Genomic DNA, 16,346 nt, shown 5'->3' with positions numbered 1-16,346 from the left:
GAAGTGTTGTTTCCGGCTCCCAAAGGCACAGCTGTGACAGAAATCGACTTGGCTGTCATCGGTTTGGGCTACGTCGGCATGCCGCTCGCCAAGGAGGCGGTGGCTGCCGGTCTGCGGGTCGTCGGCGTGGAGGTCGACCCCGTCAAGGTCGAGGCACTCAACGCCGGGCAGTCCTACATCGATGACCTGACCGACGCCGACCTCGATCACATGCTGGCCAACGGGTTCAGCGCCACGCTCGACGAGTCCGTGCTGAGCAGGAGCAACACGATCGTCATCTGCGTGCCCACCCCGCTCGACGAGGACCACCGTCCCGATCTGTCGGCCGTGGAGGGCGCCACCCGCACCGTGGCGCGCAACCTCACCAAGGGCACGCTCGTCGTGCTGGAGTCGACCACCTGGCCCGGCACCACCGACGAGGTGGTCAGGCCGGCGCTGGAGAGCGACTCGGGTCTCGTCGCCGGCGAGGACTTCCACCTGGCCTTCTCGCCCGAGCGGATCGACCCGGGCAACCCCAAGTTCGGCCTGAGCAACACGCCCAAGGTCGTCGGCGGCTACACCGCGACCTGCCGGGACCGCGCGAAGGCGTTCTACGGGCAGTTCATCGAGCAGGTGGTGCCGGTCAGCGGCACCCGTGAGGCCGAGATGGCCAAGCTGCTGGAGAACACCTACCGGCACGTCAACATCGCCCTCGTCAACGAGATGGCGATCTTCTGCGACGAGCTCGGCATAGACCTGTGGGAGTCGATCGAGGCCGCCGCGACCAAGCCGTTCGGCTTCCAGAAGTTCCTGCCGGGGCCGGGCGTCGGAGGCCACTGCATCCCCGTCGACCCGTCGTACCTGTCGTACACGGTGCGCAAGCTGGGCTACCCGTTCCGGTTCGTGGAGCTGGCCCAGGAGATCAACGAGCGGATGCCCTCGTACGTGGTCAACCGAGTGCAGCGGCTGCTGAACCGGCATAAGAAGCCCGTGAACGGCGCAAAGGTCGTTATGCTCGGCGTCACTTACAAACCGGACATCGCCGACGAGCGTGAGACCCCAGCTCTTCCCGTGGCGCGTGCGCTGCTGGAGCTGGGCGCCGAGCTCTCGTTCGTGGATCCGTACGTCAAGGAGTGGTCGGTGGACGGCACCCCGGTGCCGCGTGAGGAGGATCTGGCCGAGGCCGTGATCAACGCGGACGTGACGCTGCTCCTGCAGCAGCACGCCGCTTTCGACCTCGACATGGTCGAGGCGAAGGCCAGGCTCGTGCTCGACACCCGCGGCGTCCTCGCCGAGGGTGAACGCGTCGAGCGGCTGTAGCGACGGAGGGCTGCGCGCAGTGCACGTGCTCGTCATGACGGTGGTGCATAACCCCGAGGACGCGAGGATTCTGCACAGGCAGATCCGTGCCCTCGTGGATGCCGGTCATGAGGTCACGTACGCCGCGTCCTACACGGCTCACGGCGTCGTCCCCCGGCCGTGGGTGACCGGCGTCGATCTCCCGCGGGCCGCCCAGCGTAAGCGGGTCGCCGCGGTGTGGGCCGCGCGCCGGCTGTTCAAGCGCATGCGCGACAAGGTGGACCTCGTCCTCATCCACGACCCCGAGCTGCTGTTCGCGGTGTGGGGCGTGCGCAACAGGCCGCCCGTGGTGTGGGACGTCCACGAGGACACCCCGGCCACGCTGTCGCTGAAGCCGTGGCTGCCGGCGCCGCTGCGGCCGCCCGTGCGCTTCCTCGCCCGGCTGCTGGAGGGCACCGCCGAGCGCCACATGCACCTGCTGCTGGCCGAGACCGCGTACGCGGGCCGGTTCAAGCACGCCCACCTCATCGTGCCGAACGAGACCTGGGTGCCCGACTCGGTGACGCCCCCGGGCGACGACCGCGTGGTCTACCTGGGCTGGCTGTCGAGGGCCAGGGGCGTGTTCGAGGCGGTCGAGGTGGCCCGGCTGCTGCAGCCGTACCGCGTGACGGTGGAGCTGATCGGCTACGCCGACCAGCAGAGCCGTCCGATGCTCAACCAGGCCGTGCACGACGGCCTGCTGGAGTGGCGCGACTTCATGCCCAACGACGAGGCGCTCAAGCGGCTCGACGGGGCGCTGGCGGGGCTGTCGCTGCTGCATGACGAGCCGAACTACCGGCACTCCATGCCCACGAAGATCGTGGAGTACATGGCTCACGGCATCCCCGTCATCACCACGCCGTCGCCCCGCGCGGTCGAGCTGATCGAGCGTTACGAGAGCGGCGTCGTGGTGCCCTGGCAGGACCCGAAGGCGGTGGCGCAGGCCGTGCTGACGCTCCGCGACGACGTACGCGAGCGGCAGGCCCAGGGCGCGCGTGGCTACGCGGCCGCCCGCGCCAACCATCACTGGCCCAACTCCGCGAAGCGGTTCGTCTCCCAGCTGGAGGCCTGGGCCGGGGTCAAGCACTGAATCACACGAGGGCGGTTGGGTTTCCTGAACGTGCGCTGGCTCTTCCTGGTCGTGGGCGCGGTGGTGGCGGCCGTGGTGGCCGCCGTGATGATCGTGCTGCCGGACTCGTCCGACGAGCCCGCGAAGGAGGCCGGTTCCAAGGCGGCGCCGACGCCGTCGAGGACGTTCCCGACCCCTCGGGTGAGCGAGTTCACCGACCCCTGTGGAACGTTCGACACCGGTGAGGCCGCCCCCTACGCCGTCACCGGCTACTGGATCACCCCGACGTCCAACCCGTGCACCTGGCGCAAGCAGCTCCAGGAGATCCACCGCGTCGGCGGCGACACGATCATCCGGATCGGCTGGGGCCTGCAGTACCGCACGGTCTCCGACGACGGGGAGGTGCTGGCCAAGGACGGCACCGTCGACCCCCTCTACGAGGCGTGCGAGGAGGACGGCCTGACTTGCCACGACGCCGCCATGCGTGATCTGAAGGAGGCCAATCCGAAGAACCGGATCGGCCGCATGTACGTCTACAGGACCGACGAGTCGTTCGGCCCGGACGTGTTCCGCTGCCCCGAGATGGAGCACGCCATCCCGATCGGCAAGCGGATCTACTACCGCCTGCTCACCCAGCCCGACGGCTCCGACGACGCCACCTGCGACTTCACCGGCAAGCCCGACTCGTACGACATGATCCTCATAGCCGGCTCGCCCAACGACAGCCTGGGCGAACTGCTCGACCTGGGCGACCAGTTCGGCATGCGGGTCTTCCCCGCGCTGCCGCTGGCCCCCCGCGACTCCAGGACGCCGACCAAGGCCGAGCCGCGCCACCTCGGCACGCTGACCACGCTGACGCGGCGCATCCTGCAGGACTACGGCGTGCGCTTCGCCGACCGCCCCTCGCTCGGCGGGGTCTACCAGCCGTTCGAGGTGCAGATGTCGGAGACGCTGGCGGACAATCCGACGCTGGACGTCTACTCCGACCAGCACACGATCGTCGAGCAGGAGCTCCCCGGCAAGCCCATCCTGATCAGCCCCTACCTCGACGCGCGCAAACGGGTGGCCTTCGGCCGGACGCCCCGGCAGGTTGCCGAGGGGTTCAAGGCCCTGGTGAAGACCGGGGTCGGGATCATCGCGCCGCAGGACAGCCGGGGCACCGGCAAGGTCGGCCTGTTCTGGCCCGACGAGCGCGACCAGGAGGTGGACGAGCGGCTGCGGCCGGTGGTGGGCGAGGCGACGTACGACACCGCCTACCACGGGTCCACGCGCGACTACTACCGCGAGATGGCCGCGGCCCGGCAGGAGCTGCTCGACGCCGGATACCAGGTGCAGCTGTGGGCGAACGTGGAGGCGTTCGAGCCGTCCGGCGACCGGCCGTGCGCCCCGACGGGCACGCGCGGCAAGACCGACAAGAAGCGCCTGGACCAGGCGGTGACGATGGCCGGGCGATACGTCCAGAAGATCGTCTCCTACATGTGGAGCGACTTCATGACCTGCGGCGAGCCGTCGCTGGAGACGGAGATCCTCCGGGACTGGCAGCGGCCGATCGCCGTCGACGCCATCCGCACGCCGCGCGACGTCCAGGACGGCGTCGAGGTGCGCGGCTACAACCTCAAGGACAGCACCGTCACCCTGCAGTGGTCGGGCGGCACGAAGGAGCTGGTGGTCGCGTCCGTCGGCTGGCTGGACGAGAACCCGATCGAGGGCGAGCTGCCCGAGGGCATGGCGACCGCGTGGGTGCCGTTCGACTGGAGTCAGGTGCAGACCGGGGAGTGGGTGCGGATCAGCGTGCGCCTGCCGTCCGGCCAGGAGAGCACCGAGCCGTTACACGTCCGCATCCTCACCTGAGCCGCCTGATCGCGTGGTTCGCCGGTGGTGGGAGGTCCGTGTAACGTGCCGTCCATGGTCCCGAGCGTCCCGGTCAGCGTCGACCTGGTCGTGCTCACCGTCCGTAACCAGGCACTGAGCGCCCTGGTGTGGCGGCGCGACAGCCCGCCGTTCCTGCGCCGCTGGTCGTTGCCCGGCGGCTTCATCCAGCTCGACGAGGACCTCCCGGCCGCCGCCCACCGCATCCTCGCCGAGCGCGCCGGCCTCCCGGGGGCGCCGGTGCACCTGGAGCAGCTCCAGACGTACGGCTACCCCGACCGCGACCCCCGCCAGCGCGTGCTGAGCGTCGCCTACCTCGGTCTCGCCCCCGACCTGCCGGCCTCGGAGAAGGCCCACATGAGCTGGCAGCCGGTCGACGCCCTGACCGTCATGGCCTTCGACCACCGCCGCATCATGCTCGACGGCATCGAACGCGCCCGTGCCAAGCTGGAGTACACCTCGCTGGGGGCGGCGTTCTGCCCGCCCGAGTTCACGGTGGCCGATTTGCGGCGGGTCTACGAGATCGTCTGGGGCCGCCGGCTCGACCCGCGCAACTTCCACCGCAAGGTCACCAAGGCCGAGGGCTTCCTGGTGGAGACCGGCGAGACGACGACCCGCGACGGCGGCCGGCCCGCCAAGCTCTACCGCCGCGGCCCCGCCGAGCTGCTCCACCCGCCGATGCTGCGCAGCCTCAGAGACTGACCCGGGCCCGCGGCCCACCTGGGTGATGCCGCACCGAGCCGCTCCTTTTATGGTTAGGCCATGCCTCGTTTCCGCAAGATCCTCGACACCGTGGCCCCTTACAAGCCGGGCAAGTCCGTGGCCGCGCCGGCCGGCGGGCGGTCGTACAAGCTGTCCTCCAACGAGTCGCCCTACGAGCCCCTGCCCTCCGTGGTCGAGGTGATCGCCAAAGCGGCGCGCGAGGTCAACCGCTATCCCGACCCGACGAGCATGCGGCTGATGGAGGCCATCGCGGAGCGCCACGACGTCCCGACCGGCCACGTCACGCTCGGCCCCGGGTCCGTCACGATCGTGCAGCAGCTGCTCACGTCGGTCGCCGATCCCGGCACCGAGTCGGTGTACGCCTGGCGGTCGTTCGAGTCCTACCCGCTGCTGTCGGACCTGGCGGGCATGACGTCGGTCAGGGTGCCGCTGGCGGGCGAGGAGCACGACCTCGGCGCGATGGCCGAGGCGATCACCGACCGCACCCGCATCGTGTTCGTCTGCACCCCGAACAACCCCACCGGCGTCGCCGCGCGCCGGTCGCAGCTGGCGGAGTTCCTCGACCGGGTGCCCGAGCACACGCTGGTGGTGCTCGACGAGGCCTACCACGAGTACGTGCGCGACGCCGACGTCCCCGACGGCCTGACCCTCTACCGCGACCGGCCCAACGTGGTCGTGCTGCGCACCTTCTCCAAGGCGTACGGGCTGGCCGGGCTGCGCGTCGGCTACATGATCGCGCAGGAGCCGGTGGCGGCGGCCGTCCGCAAGACGATCGTGCCGTTCGCCGTCAACCACCTCGCCCAGGCCGCCGCCATCGCCTCGCTGAAGGCGGAGGACGAGCTGCTGGAGCGGGTCGAGCAGGTCGTCAAGGAGCGCACGCGGGTGCGCGAGGCGCTGGTCGAGCAGGGCTGGACGGTCCCGCCGACCGAGGCGAACTTCGTCTGGCTGCGCTTCGACGACGAGCAGCGCACGCTCGCCTTCACCGACGCGTGCGCCGCCGCGGGCGTCGCCGTGCGGCCGTACCCGCCCGACGGTGTCCGCGTCTCGATCGGCACCCCGGAGGCGAACGACGTCCTGCTCCGGGCGGCGGACGCGTTCCGCAACGGCTGAGGAACGGTCTCGGGGGGCGTGCCGTGGAGCGGCTGCGATCGAGGATCGCCATCGGGGTGGTCGGCCCGCACGATCTGGTGGAGCGGATCGTGCACGTCGGTGCGGGCCTGCCGACGGCGGCGACGCTCCGGCTGGTGAGCGCCTCCCAGGACGAGAAACTCAGCAAGATCACCGGCAGCGTCGACGCGGTGCTGTTCACCGGCCCGCTCCAGTACGACCTGGCCACGCAGGCGGGCGAGCTTGACGTCCCGGCCACGTACGTGCCGGTGAGCGGGGCCGGGCTCTACGCGGCGCTGCTGCGCGGCGCGCTGGGGCAGGGCGTCGACCCGGCTCGGGTCAGCATCGACTCCATCGCGCCCGCCGAGGTCGCCGAGGCGTACGACGAGATCGGCCTGCCCACGGCGGGCGTGCACGTCCGCGAATACCTGGGGCCCGACTCGGTGCGCGGCTTCGCCGGCTTCCACGGGCGTCTCCACCGGGAGGGCGCCACCACGGCGGCCCTCACCACCGTCCGCACCGTCGCCACCAGGCTGACGGCCGACGGGGTGCCGGTGCTGCGCATGACCCCCGCCGCGAGCACGGTGCGCCGGGCCATCGACACCGCCGCGCTGCTCGGTGCGGGCCACCGGGCGCGGGAGTCGCAGATCGCGATCGCGCTGGTGTCGCCCGTGGCCAGGCCGGGCCCCGCCGATGCCGGCGACTACCGGCAGCAGGAGCTCAGGCTGCTGCTGCACCGGTCGCTGCTGGCCGACGCGCGGCTGATGGGCGCCACGGTCGTGCCGCGCGAGGAGCACGCCTACGCCCTGATCACCACGGCGGGGGCGCTGTCGCGGGTCACCGACGGCTTCCGGACGGCGCCGTTCGTCGACCGGGTGCGCGCCGACGTGGGTCTCGACGTGGTGTGCGGCCTCGGTCTCGGCGGCACGGCCAGGGACGCCGACGCCCACGCCGCGACCGCGCTCGACCGGGCCCGCGCCGCGGGGGTGGCGGCGTTCCTGGTGGACGGCGACGGCGTGGCGCTGCCGCTGCCCGCGCACGGGCGTGCCGGCGCTCGCACGGGCGGCAGCCCCGGCACGGTCAGGGAGCCCGGACGCCGGGGGGCCAGGGAGCCCGGCTCCCGGGCGGTGAGGATCCGCGACCGGCTGGTCGAGCGGCTCGGCCCCGGCTGCGTGGTGGTCGACGCCGAGACCGTCGCCGAGATCCTCGGCCTCGCGCCCAGGAGCGCCAGGAGGGTGCTGCAACACCTGGTGGAGGAGGGCCTGGCCTGGGCACTGCCCCCGGTGCGGCCGACGCAGGCGGGTCGCCCCCGTCAGCCGTACCGCCTCATCACGCGCTGAGCGCCCGGGCCCGCCGGCGTCAGCGGCGCGCGCCCCAGTTGAGATAGGCCACGCCCAGCAGGTGGGAGCCCTGGTCGACCTGCAGATCACGGCCGACGTAGACGGACAGGGCGTGCGGGTGCAGCGCCTCGTCCCAGGGAGCCAGGGCCATCCAGCGGGGCGCCTGCAGATACTGGCCGGCCGCCGCGAAGCCGCCGGTGCCGTCCACGCGCAGCGTCGTGGTCGGCACCCCCTGCGGGTCGGTGGTGGCCATGTTCCTGGTGTAGGCGCGGGCGAGCCGGACCATGTCGGCGCCGTTGAAGCCGAGCTGGTTGCGGAAGGCGAGGACGGCGAACTCCACGTCGATGGCGCCGTGGCTGAGGTCCTCGATCTGCCGGGCGCCGTTGCCCGACGGGGTGAACTCGGAGATCTCCTGGCTCTTGGTGAAGCCGCGGTAGGTGTGGCCGAACGTCGGCCAGTACGACCAGGTGTAGGCGTCGTTCGGGCTGGGCTTGAGCTCGCGGGCGAACGTGCGCGCCAGCGCCCGCACCCGGTCGCCGTAGAAGCGGTCGCCGGTCGCGGCGTAGATCTCGGCGTAGGTCTGGCCGAGCGCGAGGAACTGGTTGGTCGGCTGCTCGGTGCCGTCGTAGGCGAGGGGGGTGCCCTTGTTCCAGACGAAGTAGCCGTACCCGTCGTCGGTCTGGCGCCACTCGTCGTCGTGCGCGGCGGCGGCGTCGCGCACCGCCTGAAGGTATTCCTCCGCTTTCGCACGATATTTCGGGACAGAGCGCAGCGTCGGCGTCCCGAACACCACCCGCGCGAACGACGCCATGCCCCACGTGATCATCCCGGTGTGCACCGTGAAGACCACCGGCTGGGAGACCAGCGGCGTGCTGCCCGCGGCCGGCACCCCGGCCCCCAGCGCCTTGGCCGTGACCAGCATGGACGACGGATACGCGGCCAGGATGCGGTCGGGGGCGAAGTCGGGCGAGGCCGGGTCCATGGTCAGGTCGGCGAAGGTCGACGTGGTGCCGGTCCTGCCGCGTACCTCCAGCGTGAACCGCCCCTCGGACGTGCCCGAGCGCACGGTCACGGTGGTCAGGTCGGCGTAGCTCACCGCGCTGCGCACCTCCAGCGCCGGCCGCCCGTCGGCGTCGTTCAGCGTGACCTTGCCCAGCGTGTACGGATGCATGGCGCGCCAGGCCGGCAGCGATCGGCCCTTGTAGTCGGTGACGCCGCGCTCGGAGTCGCGGTTGGCCAGCATCTGGTCGACGGTCTCGATCACCCGGTCCAGGTAGTGGGTGTCCTTGTAGGTCTCGTACATCCTGACGAAACCGGCCAGGGCGTAGGACTGGCCCCACGCCAGCCCGCCGTGCTCGTTGGTGCCCGCCGCCTGCTCCCCGCCGGTGCCGGCGTACCAGGTGCGGTCGAAATGGTCGAAGGTCTCGCGGGAGGTGTAGTCGTATCCGTCGGCGAGGGCCCGGGTGGCCGGCGCCAGGGCGAGCGCGCCGGCGGCGAGCGCTCCTAAGCCGAACTGCCTGCGTGTCAACATCGGGTGCTTCTCCTTCCGCGCGGGCGTCAGCCCTTCACCGCGCCGCGCATTCCTTCGAGAACGTGCCGTTGCATGAGCATGAAGACGACCACGACCGGGACGATCGACAGGATCGTGCCGGCCGCGAGGGAGCGGACGTCGGTGCCGGTGATGCCGGCGAGGTAGGCGACGCCCAGGGCGATCGGATACTTGGCGGAGTCCTTCAGCACCACCAGCGGCCACAGGAAGCTGTTCCAGACCGAGATGAAGCCGAAGATGGCGAGGATGGCCAGGGTCGGCCTGGCCGCCGGCAGCATGACGTGCCAGAAGATGCGCAGCTCGTGGCAGCCGTCCGTGCGGGCGGCGTCCACGATCTCGCGCGGCACCCCGGCGAACGTCTGGCGGAGCAGGAAGATCCCGAACGCGGACAGGATGCCGGGCAGGATCACCCCCGCGAAGGTGTCGGCCATGCTGAGCTGCGAGACCACCATGAAGCGCGGGATCAGCATGACCTCGCTGGGCAGGAACATCGTGGACAGGATGGCGAAGAAGATCAGGTTGCGTCCCCTGAACCGCATCTGCGCCAGCGGGTACGCGCACAACGCCGACACGATCAGGTACGCCGGCACGGTGATCGCGACGTAGATCACCGAGTTCCACATGTACTGCGGGAACGGGATGGCCGTCCACGCCTCGATCACCCAGTCCAGCACGGGCGGCCTGGGGATGACGTCGGGCGGGAACGAGAAGACGGCCTGGTGGGAGGGCTTGAGCCCGGCCGACAGCAGGATGAGGAACGGCCCGACGAAAGCGAGGGCGATCGCCGTCAGCAGGATGTACGTCCCGGCTCTGCGCAGGATCACGCGACCACCGCCTGTCCCTTGTTGACCCGGTGGTTGAGCACGGCCATGCCGATCATCAGCACCCAGAGCACCAGGCCCATGGCGCTGGCGTAGCCCATCTCGTAGTGCTCGAACGCGGCGGACCAGATGTAGTAGCCGAGCGTGAGCGTGGCGTCCTGCGGGCCGCCCCTGGTCATGACGTAGATCGAGGTGAAGGCCTGCATGGAGTCGAGCATCTCCATGGTGAAGGCCACCGCGATGTAGGGCGCCATGAGCGGGACGGTGATGCGGCGCAGCCGTACCCAGGCGCCGGCGCCGTCGACCTTCGCGGCCTCGTACAGGCTGGTGGGGATCGTCTGCAGGCCGGCGAGATAGATCATCATGTAGAACCCCATGCTCTTCCAGCCCTCGACCAGCACCAGCGCGGGCAGGGCCCAGAAGGGGTCGAGCAGGTACTGGATCGGCTGGTCGAGCAGCCCGAAGGCGGTGAGCATCCAGTTGAGCACGCCCTGCTGGTGGAAGACGTACTCCCAGGCCACGCCGACGGCGACCATCGAGGTCACGACCGGCAGGTAGTAGAGCATCCGGAACGTCCTGATGCCCGGCAGTTTCTGGTTGACCAGGACGGCGAGCAGCAGCGGCAGCACGACGAGCAGCGGGAACATCCCGATGAGGAAGAGCAGCGAGTTGAGCAGCGACTTCCAGAAGCGCTCGTCGCCGAGCATGCGGGTGAAGTTGTCCATCCCGGCGAACGTGGGCGGCGAGACCACGTCGTAGTGGAGAACCGACAGCTGGATGGCGGTGACGGCCGGCCAGGCGAAGAACACCCCGAACAGGACGAGGGCGGGCAGCGCAAACAGATAGGGGGTGTACCACCGCTGTCCGGGCATCCGGGTGGCGGCCACAGGCATCACATCCTTAGTGCCATCCTAAGCAGTGATAAGGGACGGCCATAATTTGGAGGGAGCGTATAATCGGTGCCCAGTCAGGTCAAGAGTGCCCGGCTATTGACGAATACTGCGAAAGACTGTCACGCTGCCGAAAGTGAGATAAAGGACGGCCATATTAAGAGGAGGTTTCGTCCATGTCTCGTCGAGCCTTACTGGCATGTGCGCTCGCGCTATCCCTCGCCACCGGATGCGTGCCGGGCACCACCACGAGCAGCGCCCCCCAAACCGCCTCGGCCGGCCAGCCCTTCGAGGGCGAGGTCGAGTTCTGGACGATCAACCTGAAGAAGAACTACAGCGACTACATCACCGGCCTCATCGCCGAGTACCAGCGGCAACACCCCAAGGTGAAGGTCAACTGGGTCGACGTGCCCGGCGCCGAGAGCGCGACCAAGCTGCTCGCCGCCGTGGCCAGCGGCGACGTGCCCGACGCCGTCAACGTCAACTCCGTCGAGCTGGGCCGCTTCACGCCCTCGCTCGAACCCCTCGACGCCTACTTCGACCAGGCCGCGCTCGCGGACTTCCAGCCCAACCTGGTCGAGCCGCTGCGCTTCGACGGCAAGCTCTACGCGGTGCCGTGGTACAACGGTGGCGCCCCCGTCGCGATGTACCGCAAGTCCGTCGTCGAGAAGGCCGGCTTCGACGAGAAGGCCCCGCCCGCGAGCTTCGACGAGGCCCTCGCGCTGGCCGACCAGGTCTACCAGGAGACCGAGGTCCACGGCATGAACAGCATCCCCGACGTCAACGTGCTGCGTTACTACGGGATCGAGCCGCTGTCGGCCGACAGGAAGACGGCCACCTTCAACACGCCCGAGGCCGTGACGCTGCTGGAGAAGTTCAAGAAGAGCTACGACGGCAAGGGCATCGCGCCCGGCGCCATCTCCAAGGACGTCCGCGCGCTGCCGCAGTCGCTCGACAACGGCCAGGTCGCCTTCAAGCCCATGGCGAACGCCGCCGAGCTGCTCAACACGCAGAAGAACGCCCCCGACGTCTACGACGACCTGGCCGTCACCGAGCCGGTGAAGATGAACGCCGGCGGCTACCTGTTGCTGGCGCAGCAGGCGTTCTCCATCCCGAAGGCGTCGACGAACAAGAAGGCCGCCGCCGAGTTCATCAAGTTCTTCACCAACGGCGTCAACCAGCTCGCCTTCTGCAAGATCGTGCCGATCTACCCCTCGACGATCTCCTCGACCAAGGACCCGTTCTTCACCGAGGCCGCCGGCGGCGACCCGATGGCCACCGCCCGCCAGGTGATCGTGAAGGGCCTGCCCCAGTTGCAGTACAAGCCGCTCGGCACCGACAAGGACGCCGAGCTGGGCGAGTACTTCCTGGAGGAGGTCAGGGGCTTCCTGCAGGGAAGCCAGAGCGCGCAGGAAGCGCTCGACGCAGCCGAAGAGAAATGGAACCAAGCCCTTGCTGCCTAAGTTGAGGGTCGGCATCGTCGGCACCGGCATCATGGGGCGCGGCCACGCGGAAGTGCTGGCCGCGCACCCGGACGCCGAGGTCACCGCGGTCTCGCGCAGGCCGCTCGGCGACGCCGCCGTCTACCCCGACCACCACGCGCTCATCGCCTCCGGCACGGTCGACGCCGTGTCGGTCACCACGCCCGACCACCTGCACGCCGACGTGATGGTGGCCGCGGCGGAGGCCGGCCTGCACATCCTGGTGGAGAAGCCGTTCACCACCACCGTGGCGGACGCCGACAGGGCCGTCGCCGCGATCCGGGCGGCGGGCGTGGTGGCGATGTGCCTGTTCAACCACCGCTGGGTGCCGGCGTACGCGCAGGCGAAGGAGCAGATGGCGCTGATCGGCGAGCCCGTCGTCGGCTACGCGCGCAAGAACGACACCATCTACGTCCCCACCGAGATGATCGGCTGGGCGGACCGGACGACGTGCGCGTGGTTCCTGTCCAGCCACGACATCGACCTGGTCACCTGGCTGTACGACGACGTGGCGGTGGAGGTGTTCGCCACCGCGCGCCACGGGAAACTGCGCGGCATGGGCATCGACACCCCCGACGCGATGCAGATCCAGGTGCGCTACAGCCGCGGCGCCGTCGCCACCTTCGAGTCGGCCTGGATCTACCCCAACACCTTCCCCACCACGGTGGACAGCTACGTCACCGTCGCCGGCGAGGACGGCGTGATCCAGCTCGACCGCCAGAAGGAGAACATCCAGGTGGCCACCGCCAAGGCCTACAGCTACCCGCGCAACATGTTGCAGCGCGTGGTGCACGGTCAGCCCGCCGGCGCCTACCGCGACGCCATCCACCACTTCGTGGACTGCGCCCGCACCGGCGCCGAGCCGCTCATCCCGGTGGAGAGCTCCCGTCAGGTGACCGCCGTGCTCGCCGCCGCGCACGAGTCGGCCAGGACCGGGCGGCCGGTGACGCTGTGACGTACGTGGAGAAGCCGCCGCACGTCCACGAGACGCGCATGCGGCACATCAGCGACGAGGACCTGCTGGCCGCGCTCGGCGCCGCCGGCGTCGCGGAGACCCGCCACTGGCGCCGGCCCAAGCCGCTGTGGGACCTCGGCAGGGACGAGGTCGAGGCGGCGGACGCCCTCATCGGCCAGGAGGTCGACTTCCTCGACAGGAGCCGCGGCCGCTCCCGCCTGTACGGCTTCCACTACCTGCGCTGGATGATGCCCCTGGTGTCCGCCTACGCCCGCACGGGCGACCCGGTGTACGCCAAGGAGTGGGACCGCCTCTTCACCCGCTGGTACGACACCAGGGACCAGGTCGAGGGCGACTGGCCTGGGCTCGACGTCGTTTGGTACTCCCTCGGCGTCTGGGCCCGTTCGATGCACGTCAACGCGGCGCTCGCGGTGTTCGCCGAGGAGCCCGCGCTCAGCGACGGGTGCTGGGCGCGCATGCTCAAGACCGTCATCGGCGGCGCCCGCTGGGCGGCGGAGGAGCACGACGAGTTCCGGCACGGCAACTGGCAGTTCGTCTGCGCCTGCGAGCTGCTGCACGCCGCCACCCTCTATCCGGAGCTCCCGGAGGCCGCCTCGTGGGCGGGGGTCGCGCGGGCGCGCATCCTCGACCACCTCGAACGCGACGTGCGCGCCGACGGCGGCCACCACGAGCGCTCGCCCGGCTACCACGTCATGGTCCTGGAGTCGTTGCAACGCGCGGTGGCGCTGGACCCGGAGATCGCGGAGCATCCCAAGGTCGCGGCCATGCACGCGTGGCTGGCCGCGCTGGAGGCGCCCGGCGGCTGGGTCCCGCACCTGCAGGACAGCGGCGTGGTGTGGCCGGCGGAGCTGCTCGCCAAGGGCCCGAAGGTCGCCGTGCCGGAAGGCTCCCACCTGCTGGCCGCCAGCGCGTACGCGGTCATGCGGAGCGCCGGCCTGTACGCGGTCGTCAACTACGGCCCGTACGTCGGTCACGAGCTGGAGCCGCACAGCCACCACGCCGCGCTCGACTTCGTGCTGGCCGACCGGGACGGGCCGCTGGCCTGGGAGGCCGGCGGGCCGCCGTCGTACGACGACCCCGGCTACTACGACTGGTACCAGGCCACCCGCGGCCACAACACGCTCCTGGTGCCCGGCCAGGACTACACCGAGGACCGGCGGGCCGAGCTCGACCTGTTCGTGACGGGCGAGCACGCCGACGTCTTCGCGGGCCACCACCACGGTTACGCGCGGCGGCACGACCGCAGGATCGTCTTCGTCCGCGACGAGCCGTCGTACTGGCTGGTCACCGACACGATCGACGCCGAGGCGATCTGGCAGTTGCACGGCCTGGAGCCGTGGCGGCCGCACGGCTCCGGCTACGTCAGCGGGCGCGTCCTCGTCGTCCCGGCCGGCCCGCCCGACGAGGTCGTCCACGGGAACGGTCCCGCCCGCATCCCCGACCAGCGGACCCGCACCGCGGAGTACGGCGAGATCCACTCGCTGGGACTGCGCAGACGCGACGGCAGGTTCACCGTCGCCATCGTCCCCTTCCACGGTGAACCGCCCGAGGTCACCGTGACCGAGTCCGGCGTCACGATCGACGGCACCACCGACACGTTCAGCGCGTACGGCTGGAGCCGGGGGGAGAGCTCCCAGCACTGGGGCGGCGATGAGTGAGGACCTGCCGGTCCTGATCGACGCGGACGCCATGCTGGGCCGCCACCCGCGACGCGACGTGGGCGGCGGGACAGCGGCCGAGCTGCTGGCCGCCATGGACCGCGTCGGCGTCTCGGGGGCACTCGTCACGAACATGACCTCCTGGCTGCACGACCCCGCGCGCGGCAACCGCGGGCTGCTCGGCCTCGTCGCCGAGGAGCCCAGGCTGAGCCCGTGCTGGGTGCTGCTGCCCGACACCTGCGGCGAGATCGGCGCCGGCTTCGCCGAGGCCGCCGTGGCCGCCGGGGTCCGCGCCGTGCGCGCCTTCCCCGCCGACCACGGCTACGACCTCGCGGGCCCCGACGTCGCCCCCGTGCTGGACGCCCTGTCGTCCGTACGGCTGCCGCTGCTCGTGGACGCGGGGCAGGCGGGCTGGCCGGTCGCGGAGGCCGTCGCGCGGGCGCATCCGCGGCTGCGCATCGTCGTCGGAGGCGCGGGATACCGGATGTTGCGGCAGATCGCCGGGGTGCTCGACCGCGCCCAGAACGTGTACGTCGGACTGGCCGACCTGTCCTCCCACCGAGGGCTCGAATGGCTGGTCGAACGGTTCGGAGCGGGCCGGTTCGTCTTCGGCACCGGGGCGCCGTACCGCGATCCGGCGGAGGCGGTCACCCGGCTGCTCTGGTCGGAGCTGGACGACGCCCAGGTGGCGGCGATCGGCGGGGGCAACCTCCGCCGGCTGATCGGGCAGGAGGTCAGAGCGGCATGAACCGGCTGGCACAGGCGGTGTGGGAACGGCGGCCGCAGACCGTGACGCGCATCGTGGACGCGCACGCCCACGCGGGGCCGTACAGCGTGTTCTTCATCCCCGACCCGGACCCGGCGGGGATGCTGCGGGTCATGGACCGGTGCGGGGTGGCGCACGCGGTGCTCTCCAGTCATCTCGCGATCCAGCTCGACGCCGCGGCCGGGAACGCCGCCACGGCGGCGATCGTCGACCAGGCCCCCGACCGCTTCAGCGGCTACCTCACGGTCAACCCCTGGCAGGACCCGGAGGGGGAGCTGGCCCGCTGGGGGGACGATCCCCGGTTCGCCGGGATAAAGATCCATCCGGACCTGCACGACTACCCGCTCACCGGCGCCCGCTACGCGCCGGTGTGGGAGTTCGCCGCGGCGTCGCGGTTCCCGGTGCTCACGCACACCTACAGCGGCTCGCCGTACAACGACCTGCACCACGTGGACGAGGTGGCCGCGCGCCATCCCGGCGTGACCGTGCTTGCCGGGCACTCCGGGGTGACGCCGCTCGGCATCGACCAGGCCATCGAGGTGGCCAAGCGGCACGAACGCGTCATCCTGGAGGTGTGCGGCTCGTACAACTCGGGGGCGGACATCGTGCGGATGGTGCGTGAGGTGGGCCAGGACCGCGTGGTGTACGGCTCCGACTTCCCCTTCATCGATCTACGGATGTCGCTGGGCCGCATACTGTTCTCACAACTCACGGAAGAGGAAAGAGCAGCGGTGCTCGGGGGGACCGTCACCGGGTTGCTCGGCGGACGAGGGGCGTGAC

Annotated in this window: 14 protein-coding genes; 11 read left to right on the top strand and 3 right to left on the bottom strand. The window is 70.6% G+C overall.

Annotation, left to right across the window (positions count from 1 at the left end; all coding sequences use genetic code 11):
• Positions 1-48: 48 nt before the first annotated feature.
• Genes ACIBP6_RS29625 through ACIBP6_RS29600 form a run of 6 tightly spaced genes read left to right on the top strand, consistent with a single transcriptional unit; the run spans position 49 to position 7,425 of the window.
• Positions 49-1,299: a nucleotide sugar dehydrogenase gene (locus ACIBP6_RS29625; protein ID WP_397057180.1), complete on the top strand. Its 1,251-nt coding sequence runs from the start codon at positions 49-51 to the stop codon at positions 1,297-1,299.
• Between the two features lie 19 nt (positions 1,300-1,318).
• The gene (locus ACIBP6_RS29620) at positions 1,319-2,407 is read left to right on the top strand and encodes a glycosyltransferase (protein ID WP_397057179.1); all 1,089 of its coding nucleotides are present in this window, start codon (positions 1,319-1,321) and stop codon (positions 2,405-2,407) included.
• Between the two features lie 15 nt (positions 2,408-2,422).
• Positions 2,423-4,237 (top strand): DUF4434 domain-containing protein, encoded by a 1,815-nt coding sequence (locus tag ACIBP6_RS29615; protein ID WP_397057178.1) that lies wholly within the window; start codon positions 2,423-2,425, stop codon positions 4,235-4,237.
• Positions 4,238-4,291: 54 nt separating this feature from the next.
• Positions 4,292-4,957 carry an NUDIX hydrolase gene (locus ACIBP6_RS29610; protein ID WP_397057177.1) on the top strand — a complete coding sequence of 222 codons (666 nt, stop codon included), beginning with the start codon at positions 4,292-4,294 and terminating at the stop codon, positions 4,955-4,957.
• Positions 4,958-5,017: 60 nt separating this feature from the next.
• Complete coding sequence (hisC, locus tag ACIBP6_RS29605; RefSeq protein ID WP_397057176.1) at positions 5,018-6,088, top strand: histidinol-phosphate transaminase; 1,071 nt, start codon at positions 5,018-5,020, stop codon at positions 6,086-6,088.
• 23 nt (positions 6,089-6,111) lie between these two features.
• Complete coding sequence (locus ACIBP6_RS29600) at positions 6,112-7,425, top strand: transcriptional regulator (protein ID WP_397057175.1); 1,314 nt, start codon at positions 6,112-6,114, stop codon at positions 7,423-7,425.
• A 19-nt stretch (positions 7,426-7,444) separates the two neighbouring features.
• On the opposite strand, the gene ACIBP6_RS29595 is transcribed toward ACIBP6_RS29600, so the two are convergent.
• The 3 genes from ACIBP6_RS29595 to ACIBP6_RS29585 are packed head-to-tail and all read right to left on the bottom strand — an operon-like array spanning position 7,445 to position 10,688.
• The gene (locus ACIBP6_RS29595; protein ID WP_397057174.1) at positions 7,445-8,956 is read right to left on the bottom strand and encodes a hypothetical protein; all 1,512 of its coding nucleotides are present in this window, start codon (positions 8,954-8,956) and stop codon (positions 7,445-7,447) included.
• 26 nt (positions 8,957-8,982) lie between these two features.
• Positions 8,983-9,798 (bottom strand): carbohydrate ABC transporter permease, encoded by an 816-nt coding sequence (locus ACIBP6_RS29590; RefSeq protein ID WP_397057173.1) that lies wholly within the window; start codon positions 9,796-9,798, stop codon positions 8,983-8,985.
• Complete coding sequence (locus ACIBP6_RS29585) at positions 9,795-10,688, bottom strand: carbohydrate ABC transporter permease (protein ID WP_397057172.1); 894 nt, start codon at positions 10,686-10,688, stop codon at positions 9,795-9,797. Before ACIBP6_RS29585 ends, ACIBP6_RS29590 begins: the two co-directional genes overlap by 4 nt.
• A gap of 230 nt (positions 10,689-10,918) precedes the next feature.
• Between ACIBP6_RS29585 and ACIBP6_RS29580 the strand changes: the two genes are divergently transcribed.
• The 5 genes from ACIBP6_RS29580 to ACIBP6_RS29560 are packed head-to-tail and all read left to right on the top strand — an operon-like array spanning position 10,919 to position 16,345.
• Complete coding sequence (locus ACIBP6_RS29580) at positions 10,919-12,148, top strand: ABC transporter substrate-binding protein (protein ID WP_397057171.1); 1,230 nt, start codon at positions 10,919-10,921, stop codon at positions 12,146-12,148.
• The gene (locus ACIBP6_RS29575; protein ID WP_397057170.1) at positions 12,138-13,121 is read left to right on the top strand and encodes a Gfo/Idh/MocA family protein; all 984 of its coding nucleotides are present in this window, start codon (positions 12,138-12,140) and stop codon (positions 13,119-13,121) included. The genes ACIBP6_RS29580 and ACIBP6_RS29575 overlap by 11 nt, the downstream gene beginning before the upstream one ends.
• Positions 13,118-14,800, top strand: coding sequence for a heparinase II/III family protein (locus ACIBP6_RS29570; protein ID WP_397057169.1), 1,683 nt, complete (start codon positions 13,118-13,120; stop codon positions 14,798-14,800). The genes ACIBP6_RS29575 and ACIBP6_RS29570 overlap by 4 nt, the downstream gene beginning before the upstream one ends.
• A complete protein-coding gene (locus ACIBP6_RS29565; protein WP_397057168.1) occupies positions 14,793-15,548 on the top strand; it encodes an amidohydrolase family protein in 756 nt (251 codons plus the stop codon). The genes ACIBP6_RS29570 and ACIBP6_RS29565 overlap by 8 nt, the downstream gene beginning before the upstream one ends.
• Positions 15,545-16,345 (top strand): amidohydrolase family protein, encoded by an 801-nt coding sequence (locus tag ACIBP6_RS29560; protein ID WP_132610498.1) that lies wholly within the window; start codon positions 15,545-15,547, stop codon positions 16,343-16,345. Before ACIBP6_RS29565 ends, ACIBP6_RS29560 begins: the two co-directional genes overlap by 4 nt.
• The last annotated feature ends 1 nt before the right edge of the window (position 16,346 follow it).

The organism is Nonomuraea terrae, assembly GCF_044465245.1.
In the GTDB taxonomy this organism is placed as follows: Bacteria; Actinomycetota; Actinomycetes; order Streptosporangiales; family Streptosporangiaceae; genus Nonomuraea; species Nonomuraea terrae.
Note: the sequence above shows the minus strand (reverse complement) of the source record. Positions and strands in the feature narration are given on the sequence as shown.